The 12,641-nt window shown below is 64.9% G+C and carries 14 protein-coding genes; 10 read left to right on the top strand and 4 right to left on the bottom strand.

Annotated elements, in window-relative coordinates; all coding sequences use genetic code 11:
• Positions 1-31 precede the first annotated feature (31 nt).
• The 7 genes from ACP7BL_RS11625 (at position 32) to ACP7BL_RS11595 (ending at position 5,727) form a co-directional block, all read left to right on the top strand.
• The gene (locus tag ACP7BL_RS11625; RefSeq protein ID WP_426258385.1) at positions 32-2,341 is read left to right on the top strand and encodes an ATP-dependent helicase; all 2,310 of its coding nucleotides are present in this window, start codon (positions 32-34) and stop codon (positions 2,339-2,341) included.
• 113 nt (positions 2,342-2,454) lie between these two features.
• On the top strand, positions 2,455-2,727 hold the full coding sequence (locus tag ACP7BL_RS11620) for a type II toxin-antitoxin system Phd/YefM family antitoxin (RefSeq protein WP_126845320.1): 273 nt from the start codon (positions 2,455-2,457) through the stop codon (positions 2,725-2,727).
• Positions 2,724-3,113 (top strand): type II toxin-antitoxin system VapC family toxin, encoded by a 390-nt coding sequence (locus ACP7BL_RS11615; RefSeq protein WP_426258384.1) that lies wholly within the window; start codon positions 2,724-2,726, stop codon positions 3,111-3,113. Before ACP7BL_RS11620 ends, ACP7BL_RS11615 begins: the two co-directional genes overlap by 4 nt.
• A gap of 183 nt (positions 3,114-3,296) precedes the next feature.
• Entirely contained in the window at positions 3,297-3,782 is a 486-nt protein-coding gene (locus ACP7BL_RS11610; protein WP_426258383.1) for a hypothetical protein, read from the top strand.
• A 138-nt stretch (positions 3,783-3,920) separates the two neighbouring features.
• Positions 3,921-4,271 (top strand): DUF3147 family protein, encoded by a 351-nt coding sequence (locus tag ACP7BL_RS11605; protein ID WP_126845317.1) that lies wholly within the window; start codon positions 3,921-3,923, stop codon positions 4,269-4,271.
• A 102-nt stretch (positions 4,272-4,373) separates the two neighbouring features.
• On the top strand, positions 4,374-4,610 hold the full coding sequence (locus ACP7BL_RS11600) for a hypothetical protein (protein WP_033965773.1): 237 nt from the start codon (positions 4,374-4,376) through the stop codon (positions 4,608-4,610).
• Between the two features lie 148 nt (positions 4,611-4,758).
• Positions 4,759-5,727 carry a phosphatase PAP2 family protein gene (locus tag ACP7BL_RS11595; RefSeq protein ID WP_033965775.1) on the top strand — a complete coding sequence of 323 codons (969 nt, stop codon included), beginning with the start codon at positions 4,759-4,761 and terminating at the stop codon, positions 5,725-5,727.
• Here the strand turns inward: ACP7BL_RS11595 and ACP7BL_RS11590 are convergent.
• A complete protein-coding gene (locus tag ACP7BL_RS11590; protein WP_171010487.1) occupies positions 5,724-5,978 on the bottom strand; it encodes a hypothetical protein in 255 nt (84 codons plus the stop codon). The two genes, ACP7BL_RS11595 and ACP7BL_RS11590, sit on opposite strands and share 4 nt — an antisense overlap.
• Before the next feature lie 234 nt (positions 5,979-6,212).
• Between ACP7BL_RS11590 and ACP7BL_RS11585 the strand changes: the two genes are divergently transcribed.
• The 3 genes from ACP7BL_RS11585 to ACP7BL_RS11575 are packed head-to-tail and all read left to right on the top strand — an operon-like array spanning position 6,213 to position 8,606.
• Positions 6,213-6,599, top strand: coding sequence for a cupin domain-containing protein (locus ACP7BL_RS11585; protein WP_426258382.1), 387 nt, complete (start codon positions 6,213-6,215; stop codon positions 6,597-6,599).
• Positions 6,600-6,649: 50 nt separating this feature from the next.
• Positions 6,650-7,156, top strand: coding sequence for a pyridoxamine 5'-phosphate oxidase family protein (locus ACP7BL_RS11580; protein WP_426258381.1), 507 nt, complete (start codon positions 6,650-6,652; stop codon positions 7,154-7,156).
• A 55-nt stretch (positions 7,157-7,211) separates the two neighbouring features.
• A complete protein-coding gene (locus tag ACP7BL_RS11575) occupies positions 7,212-8,606 on the top strand; it encodes an MFS transporter (protein ID WP_426258380.1) in 1,395 nt (464 codons plus the stop codon).
• Positions 8,607-8,622: 16 nt separating this feature from the next.
• Here ACP7BL_RS11575 and ACP7BL_RS11570 read toward each other — a convergent pair whose 3' ends face one another.
• From ACP7BL_RS11570 to eno, 3 genes are all read right to left on the bottom strand, one after another.
• A complete protein-coding gene (locus ACP7BL_RS11570; protein WP_426258379.1) occupies positions 8,623-10,359 on the bottom strand; it encodes a DUF885 domain-containing protein in 1,737 nt (578 codons plus the stop codon).
• 523 nt (positions 10,360-10,882) lie between these two features.
• Positions 10,883-11,170 (bottom strand): FtsB family cell division protein, encoded by a 288-nt coding sequence (locus ACP7BL_RS11565; RefSeq protein ID WP_052192411.1) that lies wholly within the window; start codon positions 11,168-11,170, stop codon positions 10,883-10,885.
• Positions 11,171-11,255: 85 nt separating this feature from the next.
• A complete protein-coding gene (eno, locus tag ACP7BL_RS11560) occupies positions 11,256-12,533 on the bottom strand; it encodes a phosphopyruvate hydratase (protein ID WP_341203640.1) in 1,278 nt (425 codons plus the stop codon).
• Positions 12,534-12,641 lie beyond the last annotated feature (108 nt).

Below are 12,641 nucleotides of genomic sequence, written 5' to 3'. Positions count from 1 at the left end.
CGATCCGCGCGCGTTCCCTACCTGTTCACCGATGACTCTGCCTGCCCCCACCCCGCACGATCCGCCGTATCTCGCGGGTCTCAACCCGCAGCAGCGCGAAGCCGTGCTGACCACCGAAGGCCCGGTGCTGGTGCTGGCGGGGGCCGGCACCGGCAAGACCGCCGCGCTCACCGCGCGGCTCGCGCATCTGCTCGCCACGCGCAAAGCCTGGCCGAGCGAGATCCTCAGCGTCACCTTCACCAACAAGGCCGCGCGCGAGATGCGCCACCGCGTCGGGCGGCTGGTCGGCGATGTGGTCGAGGGGATGCCGTGGCTCGGCACCTTCCACGCGATCGGCGCGAAGATGCTGCGCCGCCATGCCGAACTGGTCGGCCTGCACAGCAACTTCACCATCCTCGACACCGACGATCAGTTGCGGCTGCTGAAGCAACTCATCCAGGCCGCCGATCTCGACGAAAAACGCTGGCCCGCGCGCCAACTCGCAGGCCTCATCGACGGCTGGAAGAACAAGGGCCTCACCCCCGCCCAGATCGACGCGGGCCAAAGCGAGCTTTACGCCAATGGCCGCGGGCAGGAACTCTACGCCGCCTATCAGACTCGCCTGATCGCGCTCAACGCCTGCGATTTCGGCGATTTGCTGCTGCACATGCTCGTCATCCTGCAGCGCGACCGCGATGTGCTGGCTGATTACCAGCGCCGCTTCAAATATATCATGGTGGACGAATATCAGGACACCAACAGCGTCCAATATCTGTGGCTGCGCCTGCTCGCGCAGGAGCGCAAGAACATCGCCTGTGTCGGCGATGACGACCAGTCGATCTATTCGTGGCGCGGCGCGCAGGTCGAGAATATCCTGAAGTTCGAGAAGGATTTCCCCGGTGCCAGGATCATCCGGCTCGAACAAAACTACCGCTCCACCCCGCACATCCTCGGCGCCGCCTCGGGCGTGATCGCCAACAATAGCGGCCGCCTCGGCAAGCAATTGTGGACCGAGCTCGACGCTGGCGAGAAGGTCAAGGTGCTGGGCGTATGGGACGGCCCCGAGGAAGCGCGCCGCGTCGGCGAAGAAATCGAGAGCGCGCAACGGGCCGGCAAGAGCCTCGACGACATCGCCATCCTGGTGCGCGCGCAGCACCAGACGCGCGAATTCGAAGACCGCTTCATTGCCACCGGCATCCCCTATCGCATCATCGGCGGTTTTCGCTTCTACGAACGCGCCGAAATCCGCGACGCGCTCGCCTATCTGCGCGTGGTGGCGCAGCCCGCCGACGACCTCGCCTTCGATCGCATCGTCAACGTCCCCAAGCGCGGCCTGGGCGACAAGGCCGTCGCCAAGGTCCACCAGCTCGCCCGCGCGCAGCAGGTGCCGCTGGTCACCGCCGCCGCGCGACTGCTCGACACCGATGAACTGACCGGGGCTGCACGCAAATCGCTCGGCAATCTCGTCATCGATATGGCGCGGTGGCGCGCGCAAATGACCGAGCTGCCGCATGGCGATCTCGCGCGCATCATCCTTGATGAAAGCGGCTATACCGCCGCACTCCAGGCCGAGAAATCGGTCGAGGCGGCGGGTCGGCTCGAAAACCTCACCGAACTCGTCCGCGCGATGGAGGAATATGAGACGCTCGGCGCGTTCCTCGAACATGTCAGCCTCGTCATGGACAATGAGGCGTCGGCCGAGGACCCCAAGGTCACGATCATGACGATCCACGCCGCCAAGGGGCTGGAATATGACACGGTGTTCCTGGTCGGCTGGGAGGAAGGGCTGTTCCCGTCGCAGCGCGCGCTCGACGAAGGCGGCACCAAGAGCCTGGAGGAAGAACGCCGCCTCGCCTACGTCGCCATCACCCGTGCGCGCCGCCGCGCGATCATCCTCCACGCCGCGAACCGCCGCATTTACGGCCAATGGACGAGCAGCATCCCCAGCCGCTTCGTCGGCGAATTGCCGCCCGAACATATCGAGGCGGAATCGAGTCTGGCGGGCGGCGAGAGCCTGTGGCGCGCCAATTGGTCCGAACGCGCCGACCCCTTCGCCAATGTCGCCCGCAGCACCGGCCGCGGCCCCGGCTGGCAGCGCGCGGCGGGGATCGGCGGCACCAAGCCCGGCGGCGATTTCACCAGCCGCACCTTCTCGCGCGAACCGTCCCGCGTGCAGGAATCGCGCGCCTCGGCGATCAGCCTCGGCAATAAGGGCCGCTCGGACGTGGCGGTCGGGCTACGCGTGTTCCACCAGAAATTCGGCTACGGCCTGATCGCCGAAATCGAAGGCAATAAGCTGGAGATCGATTTCGAGAGCGCCGGGCGGAAACGGGTGATGGATAGTTTCGTGACGGTGGGGTAATTCTTCTCCCTCTCCCCCTTGGGGAGAGGGTCGGGGAGAGGGGCAGTATCAAGCGCGCCCTTGGCCAAACACGCAAAATGGTCTATCTACTTGGTCCAAGAAGGACCCGCCCGATGCACATCTCCGTATCCGACGCCAAAGCCCAACTCACCGACCTCGTCCGCCGCGCCGAAGCCGGCGAAGAGATCACCCTCACCCGCCGCGGCCACCCGACCGTGCGGCTGACGCGCGTTACCGAGGAAGTCGATATGGCAGCGGTGCGCCAACGGCGGCTCGATGCCATCGATCGCGCCATAGCGGCGGCGCGCGAACGCGGCCCCGATGGCAAGCCCAGCGCCGCTCGCAGCGCGGATTATTTGTACGATGACAACGGCCTGCCTGCATGATCATCGTCGATACGTCGGCGCTGATGGCGATCCTGCTGGGCGAATCCGAAGCCGACGCGTGTCGCACCGTCGTCGCCCGCGAGCTGGACATCCGCATCGCGGCACCGACCCTGACCGAAGCCCTGATCGTCGCGGCCGGTCGCGCATTGCACGGCGAAATGGCGCGCTTGATCGACGACCTCGCGCTGACCGTCGAGCCGCTGACCGGGGAGCTCGGCTACGCCGCCGTGCGCGCCTATCTCCGCTGGGGCAAACGTCACCATCCCGCCGCCCTCAACATCTGCGACGCCTTCGCCTATGCGCTGGCGACGGCGCATAACTGCCCGTTGCTGTTTGTCGGAAACGATTTCGCGCAGACGGATGTCATCGCGGCGCTGGCGGGGTGACGCGCTCACCCTAACAAACGCTCTCTCGCGACGCGCCCTCACCTCAGCAACGGCTCAGCGGTGCCCCGGTAGCTGAGACATGGAGTCGCGCCGCCTGATATCTTCACACCCACGGCGCTGCCGGAAAATTCCACCCAAAATCCCGCTGTCCTACAAACCTGCCACTATGACATACAATCGGCGATGCGCCCCTATCCCGCCTTGCCGCCCGCCGAGCCAGACGCGGCCGCGGACATCGCCTTCACCCCCGTACCAAGCGCCTCGCCCCGGCATGACGGCTGGACGCCCGAGCGCCAGCGCGCCTTCCTCCAGCAGCTCGCCCGCATCGGCATGGTGTCGGCGGCGGCGGGCGCGGTCGGGATGTCGGCGAAATCGGCTTACGCGTTGCGCAAGCGCGCCGGTGCGGAGAGCTTCGCGGCGGCATGGGAGGCGGCGCTCGGCGAAGGGCGGGACCGCGTAGTCGATCTGGCGATCGAACGCGCGCTCATCGGCACCGCGACGCCCATCTTCTATCGCGGGCGACAGATCGGGGTGCGGCAGGCGTTCGACAATCGGCTGGTGCTCGCCGTGCTGCGCGCGATGCCGCCGGTCGAGCCGGATGCCATGAGCTTGCACGCGGCGCTGGCTGCGCTGGGCGACACGCCCGCCCCCGATGAGCACGCCGAATGACCGCGCCCAGGCACACGGCTCGTCGTCGCTCGCCACCGCTTCGACGCGCCCGCGCGGAGACATGGGCTTACCTTCGTTACCTTCGCCCAATGCGCAATGCCGCTGGCCTCCGCCCGCGCCCGGCCGCATATAGGGGCCATGCTGTTCCTCGCGCTGAAGGCCCTGATCTCTGGCATCCTGATTGCCATCGCCTCGACGCTGGCCAAGCGCTATCCGGGGTTCGGCGCGCTGGTGGCGTCGCTGCCGCTGGTGTCGGTGCTCGGCATGATCTGGCTGTGGGGCGAGAAGCCCGACTCCGCCAATATGGCGGCGCACGTCCAGGCGACCTTCTGGTATGTGCTGCCGTCGCTGCCGATGTTCCTCGTCATTCCCGCCTTGCTGCGTGCAGGCATCGGTTTCTGGCCCGCGCTCGGGCTGGGCTGCGCGCTGACGGTATTGCTGTATCTCGGCATGGTCGCGCTCGCGCCGCGGATCGGCATCGCGCTGTAACGCGCCAAGCTGTACGCAGCCCTACAAACGCGTTCAGCAACCATCGCGACAGTAAAGCGTAAAGAAGACCCACGCCCGATCGTCGGGCCGAAAGGACAGGACATGAAGCTGACCCACCTTATCGCCGCCGGGCTCATGGTTGCCGGGCTTGGTGTTTCCACTGCAGCCTCCGCGCAGGACTATCGCGGCGATCGCCCTCGTTATGACCATCGCTACGATCATCGTGGCGACCGTCGCGACTGGCGCGACCATGGCCGTTATTATGGCGGCGATCGCCACCGTCCGCGCTGCCACACCGAATGGCGTCATCACCGTCGTGTGACGGTCTGCTACCGCTGACCCTGGCGCGAGGAGGGGGCACCCCTCCTCGCCCAAAATGTCATCTGGACGTCACAAAAAGTTCACGGCATGAAGGGTAGCCGTTCGCGGCATCGCATACCCCTTCCCAGTCGGCGATTGCGAACATCGTCTGCTCATCAGGCGCCCCGTGAACCGTCCCACCACCTTCTTCCCGCTGTCAGCACCGCTCTATCCCGGCAGCACGGCGCAGCCTGGCCTGATCCCCGGCCGCTGGCTCGTGCTCGGCTTCGCCTTCAGCGCCCTATGCGTCGGATCGCTGCTGTGGGATGCGGGGATGACCATCCGTCCGCGCACGCCCAGCACGCTGATCTTTTCGATGTTCGCCGCGCTGGCGATCGGGCTGCGCTATGCCATGCGAACACCCGCCAGCCCGGCGCAGCGCGTCGCCCGCGATTTATCGGAATCGGTCGGCCTGTTCACGGGGATCGCCTTGCTCGGCGCGGTCGCCACCTATCCGCTGGCGGCCGATACGCGCGGCAGCATCGATCCGCTGCTCCAGCAAATCGACGTCGCGCTGCGGTTCGACTGGCTTGCCTGGTATCGCGCGGTCGCCGCCCATCGGTCGCTGCAATTGCTCGGGACCGCCGCCTATCAGAGCATCTTCGTCACCCCTGCTTTGATCCTCGGCTATTGCGCCTGGGCCGACAAACGCACCGAGGCGCGTGCCTTCATCGCCAGCTTCTGGGTGGCGGCCGTGTTATGCCTGTTGCTGTTCCGCTATCTTCCGGCGGTGGGGCCACTCGCCACGCTGTGGCACGGCCCGGTCCCCTATCTGCCGGAAAGTGCGCTGTACGAGGCAGAACTGATTCCTCAATTGCGGGCCCACGCTTTACTGGAGATCGATCTGGGATCGCTGCGCGGGCTCGTCTCTGCCCCCAGCTTCCACACCGCAAGCGCGGTGCTGTACATCGCGGCAGGCTGGCCGTTGCTCCGGCTGCGCGGGCCGGTCGTGGTCCTCAGCACGGCGATGTTGCTCGCCACACCGGTCGAGGGCACGCATTATCTGGCGGACATGGTGGCCGGTGCCGCCGTCGCCGGGGTTGCGTTGACGCTGGTGGCGATGGTGCGCCGCCATTTGGCGGCGCGCGGGCGTTAAGCCTCCACCGCCATCAAAGCGGCTTCGCCATATTTCGGATCGTTGGCGGCGAACAGCGGGTTGGCATCGAAGTCGCGCTCGGTCAGGCCGACGCCATTGAGCCCGGCCAGCTTGAACGTCCCAAGCTTCAGTTCGCGCGGCGGCTTGCCATCGCGCTCGAGCACGACACCATCCACGAACAGGTCATCGTGGCGCGTATAGATGATGTGCGGTGCGAGCGTAATATCGGTGCGATTGTAGGTAGCGCGCAAGCACCGCTTCCGGACAATAGCTTCGAAGACAGTCGGAACGGGGCCGGTCGGCCCGGATGGATTTTGCACGGCGTAGCCCTGATACTCGGGAGTCTTGATGACGATGCTGTACCGAAAATGGTGCGATGCAGCAAGAACCAACTCCGCCCCGATCGTGGGAGCGCGCGGAAAGCGGAGAGCCTCATGTTCAATTCCTGTCGCCTCCAGGGGGCGTCTGCCCTAACAGCATGTGCGATGTCGCATACCTTGATCGCCTCGCTGGACCTGTCCCCCCACCCCGAAGGCGGCTGGTATCGCGAAACGATGCGCCAGCCTTCGCCGGACGGCAGCCGCGGGCTGGCAACGGCCATTCTGTTCCTGCTGGAAGATGGGCAGCGGTCGCACTGGCATCGTGTAGACGCGACCGAACTGTGGTTGTGGCATGCGGGCGCGCCGCTCACCTTGTTGATCGACCAAACCGAGCACCAGCTCACCGGAACCGCGCCCCAGGTGATCGTCCCCGCCAATGCCTGGCAATCGGCGGAGGCGCGCGAAGGCTGGGCGCTGGTCAGTTGCGTCGTCACCCCAGCCTTTGATTTCGCGGGGTTCGAGCTGGCGCCGCCCGGCTGGTCCCCCGAGTGAGGGAACCGCATCGTCCTCTGCCCGTTCGGAACGGGCAAGGAGACGATGCCATGTTCAACACCAGCACCGCAAATGACGCTGAGATCGAAGCCAAATTCTGGAAGGCGCTGCGCTCCGACCGGACAATGATGCTCGGCCTGGCCGGCGTCGACGAGGGCCATACGCGCCCGATGACGGGCCAGCTTGACGGGGACGACGATCGCGGCCCGATCTATTTCTTCACCTCGAAGGACACCGAACTGGTCGCCGACCTGAAGCATGACAGCCGCGCCGTCGCCACCTTCGCGTCCAAGGGCAATGACGTGTTCGCGACGATCCACGGCACCCTGATCGCCGAGAATGATCGTGCGGTCATCGACCGGCTGTGGAACAGCTTCGTCGCGGCCTGGTATGAAGGCGGGAAGGACGACCCCAAGCTGCAATTGCTGCGGCTCGACGCCGAACGCGCGCAAATCTGGGTCGATGCGTCGAGCATGCTCGCCGGGGTGAAGGTGCTGCTCGGGATCGATCCCAAGCAAGATTACAAGGACAAGGTCGCCGAAGTTTCGCTTGGCTGACTATAAATGTGGGAAGGCCGCTTGCACTGCGCGGGCCGAGGATTAGCACGCTCGCATGACTGACGGCCTTCCCCTGCCGCGCCGCTATGCGGCCATCGCCGCGCTCTGTCTCGGCACCGCGCTCATCATCATCGACGGCGGCGTCGCCAACATCGCGCTGCCGACGATCGCGCGCGACCTGAAGATCGATCAGTCGTCCGCCGTCACGGTGGTGACCGTCTATCAGTTGATGCTGGTGATGCTGCTACTGCCCTTTGCCGGGCTGGGCGAGCGCATCGGGCTGAAGCGCATGTACCAGATCGGGCAGATGGTGTTCACCGTCGCCACGCTGCTGTGCTTCTTTGCCAAGAGCCTGCCCTTCCTGCTGATCGTCCGCGCAGCGCAGGCGATGGGCGCGGCAGCGGCGCTAAGCGTGTCCTCCGCGCTGATCCGCTCCACTTACCCCGCCAAGCAGCTCGGCAGCGGGCTTGGCATCAATTCCGCGATCGTCTCGGCTGGTGCCGCACTTGCCCCGTCGCTCGGCGGGTTCATCCTCGGCGTGGCACCTTGGCCGTGGGTCTTTGCCAGCGCCGTGCCCTTTGCCATCGGATCGCTGATCCTCGGTCGCGCTCTTCCCGATACTCCGCTTGGGGACACGCCGTTCGACGTGCTGGGCGGCGTGATGTGCGCCGCGACGTTTGGGCTGATCATCGGAGGCCTGGAGACGGCGGTCCATGGCGACAGCCGGGTCGTGTCCGCGGCGATCGTGCTGACCGGGGTCCTGGTCGGCTACTATTTCGTGCGGCGCGAGCGCGGCGAAACCGATCCGATCCTTCCGATCGACTTGCTGGAACGCCCCGTGCTGCGCTTGTCGGTGATCGGTGCCTATACCGCCTTCATCGCCTCGATGACGCTGATCATCTCGATGCCGTTCCGCCTGACCAGCGAGTTCGGCTTCACCGCCCCCGAAATGGGGCTGTTGATGGCCCCGTGGCCGCTCACCAACATCATCGTCGCCCCGCTGTCGGGCTGGCTGTCGAGCCGTATTCCGGCGGGCGCGCTGGGCGGGATCGGCATGGCGATCTCGATCGTGGCGTTGCTGCTGATCGCCGACATGCCAGCCCACCCGACGCATTTCGATGTGATCTGGCGAATGGCGCTGTGCGGTGGCGGGTTCGGCACCTTTTTGCCGCCCAATGCGCGCCTGATTATCGGTAGCGCGCCGCGCGAGCGCGCAGCGGCAGCGGGCGGCCTAGTCTCGACCACGCGCTTGCTGGGCCAGACCACCGGCGCAACGCTGGTTGCCGCGCTGCTTGCGCTGGGGATCGGCGGTGGGGCCACGCCGCCGCTGGTGGCGGCGGGCCTCGCTTTCATCGCCGGGCTGTGCAGCCTGGCGCGGCTGCGCCCCTCGATCCGCATGCCCAAGACCGAGGAAGCGGCGGACGTTCAGCCGGCAAGCCAGGTGCGCTGAACGCCCGCGCGGGGGTTCAGAACACCGCCTTGCCGTCGCCGCCCAGCATCGCCTTGCGCACCAGCGGGATCGGCGGCCCGCCATAGCGCAGGAACTGGTCGTGGAACGCCTTCCACCCCGCGCGGCCGCCATGCGTCGCGGTCCAGTCGGTGCGGAGCTTGCGGATCATCAATTTGCCCATCGTGTAATTGAGATAGGCCGGGTCATAGGTGCCGCGCGCCGACTGCTGCTTGGCATTGCCCTCGTCCTGATAGCATTGCTCGACGAACATTTTGCGCGATTGCTCCTGTGTCATGCCCTGGGTGTGCATCCCGATCGCAGAAAGATAGCGGCAATCGCGCAGCAGCGCGTTCGACAATTGTCCGATATGCGTCTCGGCATCGCCCTTGTGGAGCCCGGCTTCCCACATCATTTCCTCGGCATAATGCGCCCAGCCCTCGGCAAAGGCATAGCCGACGAACAGCCGCCCGAAGATGGACGGCGAGGCATTGGCATGGCGGAATTGCAGGAAATGCCCCGGCATCACTTCATGGACCGAGGTGAACAGCAAATCCATCTTGCCGGGAATGAAGCCCTCCTGCTCGGCCTTGCTCCACGCCGGGTCGGGCGGGGAGATGTAGTAAACCGAGGGGATGCCTTTCTCGAACGGCCCGGGCGGATCGATATAAGCGCTGTTCTGCCGGTTATAGGGCGGGCTCTCCTCGACCAAAGCCTGTTCGTTGTCGGGGATCGTCACGATGTCATTGGCGAGCACGAAGGCGCGCAATTCGGGGATCTGCTTGCGCGCCTCGGCGACCGGATCGTTATTGGCAGGCTTGTTCGCGTTCATCTTGGCCATGCAGGCCGGGATCGTGGCACCGGGTGCGAACTGCGCGCACGCCTCTGCGAGCGCCTTCTGGTTGCGCAGCAGATCGGCCTTGCCCGCCGCCTCCAGCGTCGCCAGCGGCACGTCGACGCCCTCGGTCATCTTGATCATGCGCGAGAAGCGGTCGGCCCCCAGCGCAAAGTCCTGCGTCGCCGATCCGCGCTGGCTCTCCACCCATTTGCCGAGATCGTGCATCGCCTTGGACGCGGCCGTCGCGGCCTTGTCGAATTCCTCCTGCAGCGCCGGGCTCTTCACGTCGGCAAACGCCTTCTTCGCGTCCCCGGTGTAATAATCGCCAAAGCCGTTGAACGCCGCCACGCCAAAATTGACGTAGCTGAGCGGCATCGGCGCCTTGAGGTTGGCTTTGATCTGCGCGGCCGCGTCGGGGATCTTGCGCAGGAAAGTGATCATCGCCCGCATCCGCGTCGGCGCATCGGCATAATGGCGCGCGATATAGACGTTGGGGTCGAGCCCGGCATTCACATACCAGGCCGGGTTGCGGTGCGGCGAATCCGCATCTTCGAGCCAGAACAATTTACCCTGTGCCACCGTCACCAGATAATCGCGTTCGAACGCTTCATCCTGGCTCAGCTTGGCGGTGTCGAAGGCCCTGGCCTTGGTGATTGCCTCGCGGAAAAAGTCGCCCTGTCGTTTCAGGCCACCCGGCGTCCAGTCACCCAGCCCGCCATCGAAATCATGCCGCCCCTGATACACCGCGTCCGCCGGGGAAATCTTGAACCAATCCTCGATGAAGGTGTCGCGGAAGCTCTTCCAGTCGGCTGTGGGCAATGCTGTGAGCGGAGCCATCGTGCCCGTCGGTTCAGCCGACCGCGCAGTACACGACACCAGCGCGAGCCCCGCAATGCCCGCCAGTAACACCTTGCGCATGTTGATCCTTTTGATTCGTGTACGTGCGGAAGCTGACAGCTTGCCGCAACCCGCGCCAGCCCTCCAAGAGGACCCCAGAGAGCATTGTCGTATCAGATTATCCACAGAGTGGAGACCGTCCCGCGCACGCGCCAGCGCGGTGAGCGATCGGTCTCCCGAGATGACGAACCTATTTACAGGTTACAGCAACAGTCCGATCGACCAGAAAGACCCAATCAGCGTCACGACCGCTATCGTTGCCTGGAATATGCCCCAAGCATCCGATCTGCAAAAACCTCCAGGTGCTTTGATTGCCACGCGAATAGCCATCATCCCTCTCCTCGACCGGCGACGTTATGCGTCGCTCGTATCGAAGAGGAGGCTGATCCTGATAATGGAGCCGGTCAAGAGAAATGTACCGGTGGCGCAGGCACCCGGTGAAAAGACGACTAGAGAGCATCGCGGCGATATCATTGTGGGCCTTTGCCGCCGTCAACCTGCCACCCGCTCAGTCCCGCAACGGATCACCAAAGGGCGGGACTGGTCATTTCTCCAGCGGGACGATCACTTCATCCTGGTGTGCTACCCCCAGATCCTTGCGCGCCAATTCATCGACCAGATCCGGATCGGCATGTTTCGGGTCGAGCAGATCGACCCGGTTCTTCAGCTCGGCGCGCGTCTTGTCGAGCATCGCCAGCTGCTGCTGCTTCACAGCAAGCTGGCGCTCGATATCACCATAGGCCAGCGCCCCATTCGGCCCGAAGATCGCATACCCCCCGAAGAACACGCCGACGATCATCAACGCCGCCGGCGCGATGGCGCGGCGGAGCATGGTGCGGAGGAGAGATGGCTTCTTGATCACGGTCGCGATTCTCGCGCATCGCGACTCGTGGATCAAGCCCGTATTTACTACATTTTTACGCGCGGATGACGGAGCGCCCGGCATACACGCCAGCCCCCTCCAATTCCTCTTCGATACGGATCAGTTGGTTGTATTTGGCAAGCCGGTCGGAGCGTGCGAGGCTGCCGGTCTTGATCTGTCCGCAATTGGTCGCGACAGCCAGATCGGCTATCGTCGTGTCCTCCGTCTCGCCCGAGCGATGCGACATCACGGCGGTATAGCCCGCTCGGTTCGCCAGCGAAACGGCTTCGAGCGTTTCGGTCAGCGTACCGATCTGGTTCACCTTGACCAGCAGCGAATTGGCGTAACCGCCCTCGATACCGCGCTTCAGGCGCTTGGGATTGGTGACGAAGAGATCGTCGCCAACCAGCTGAACCTTATTGCCGACCATGTCGGTCAGCGCCTTCCAGCCCTCCCAATCGTCTTCGGCCATGCCGTCTTCGATCGAGAAGATCGGATAGCGGCGCGTCAGATCGGCAAGATATTCGGCCATCTCATGGCTCGACAGGCTCTTGCCCTCGCCCGAAATCTCATACTTGCCGTTCTTGTAGAATTCGGTCGCGGCGCAATCGAGCGCCAGCATCACGTCGTCACCGGGGGTGTACCCTGCCGTCTCGATCGAGCGCAGGATGAATTCGATCGCTTCGTTGGTGGACGCAATGTTTGGCGCGAAGCCGCCTTCGTCGCCGACCGAGGTCGCCAGACCCTTTTCGTGCAGCGCCTTCTTCAGCGTGTGGAAAATCTCCGAACCGCAGCGCACCGCCTCGATCATCGAGCTCGCGCCGACCGGCACGATCATGAATTCCTGGAAATCGATCGGATTATCGGCATGTTCGCCGCCATTGATGATGTTCATCATCGGCACCGGCAGCACATGCGCCGCGACGCCGCCGACATAGCGATAGAGCGGCAGCGTGCGCGCATCGGCCGCTGCCTTGGCCACCGCGAGGCTGACGCCGAGGATGGCGTTGGCACCCAGGCGGCTCTTGTTTTCGGTGCCGTCGAGCTCGATCATCGTGTGGTCGATCTCGCGTTGGTCCTCGGCTTCGAAACCGAGCACGGCATCGGCAATCTCGCCGTTCACGGCCTGAACGGCAGCATCGACGCCCTTGCCGCCCCAGCGGCTCTTGTCGCCGTCGCGCTTTTCGACCGCTTCATGCGCGCCGGTCGAGGCCCCCGAAGGCACCGCCGCGCGGCCGAAACTGCCGTCTTCAAGCATTACATCGACCTCCACCGTGGGGTTGCCGCGGCTGTCCAGGATCGTGCGGGCGTGAATGTCGATGATTGCGGTCATGGAACGATCCTTCTAACGGGTCTGAGAGGGTTCGCGCGTGCCTCTATCGGCTAAGTCGAACGCCCGCAATTCGCATGGGGTGCCTCCTGTGCATTTGCGGCCGCCGAT

This window comes from Sphingomonas sp. DC1600-2, assembly GCF_049897605.1.
Taxonomy (GTDB): domain Bacteria; phylum Pseudomonadota; class Alphaproteobacteria; order Sphingomonadales; family Sphingomonadaceae; genus Sphingomonas.
The sequence above is the reverse complement of the archived record's forward strand: the minus strand, read 5'-3'. Positions and strand labels throughout refer to the sequence as shown.

Coding starts and splice junctions, on each gene's coding strand:
- ACP7BL_RS11605 (WP_126845317.1), top strand. CDS start 3,921: ATGCTGTTCCTCGCGCTGAAGGCCCTGATCTCTGGCATCCTGATTGCC.
- ACP7BL_RS11575 (WP_426258380.1), top strand. CDS start 7,212: ATGACTGACGGCCTTCCCCTGCCGCGCCGCTATGCGGCCATCGCCGCG.
- ACP7BL_RS11620 (WP_126845320.1), top strand. CDS start 2,455: ATGCACATCTCCGTATCCGACGCCAAAGCCCAACTCACCGACCTCGTC.
- eno (WP_341203640.1), bottom strand. CDS start 12,533: ATGACCGCAATCATCGACATTCACGCCCGCACGATCCTGGACAGCCGC.
- ACP7BL_RS11570 (WP_426258379.1), bottom strand. CDS start 10,359: ATGCGCAAGGTGTTACTGGCGGGCATTGCGGGGCTCGCGCTGGTGTCG.
- ACP7BL_RS11600 (WP_033965773.1), top strand. CDS start 4,374: ATGAAGCTGACCCACCTTATCGCCGCCGGGCTCATGGTTGCCGGGCTT.
- ACP7BL_RS11610 (WP_426258383.1), top strand. CDS start 3,297: ATGCGCCCCTATCCCGCCTTGCCGCCCGCCGAGCCAGACGCGGCCGCG.
- ACP7BL_RS11615 (WP_426258384.1), top strand. CDS start 2,724: ATGATCATCGTCGATACGTCGGCGCTGATGGCGATCCTGCTGGGCGAA.
- ACP7BL_RS11585 (WP_426258382.1), top strand. CDS start 6,213: ATGTCGCATACCTTGATCGCCTCGCTGGACCTGTCCCCCCACCCCGAA.
- ACP7BL_RS11625 (WP_426258385.1), top strand. CDS start 32: ATGACTCTGCCTGCCCCCACCCCGCACGATCCGCCGTATCTCGCGGGT.
- ACP7BL_RS11580 (WP_426258381.1), top strand. CDS start 6,650: ATGTTCAACACCAGCACCGCAAATGACGCTGAGATCGAAGCCAAATTC.
- ACP7BL_RS11565 (WP_052192411.1), bottom strand. CDS start 11,170: ATGCTCCGCCGCGCCATCGCGCCGGCGGCGTTGATGATCGTCGGCGTG.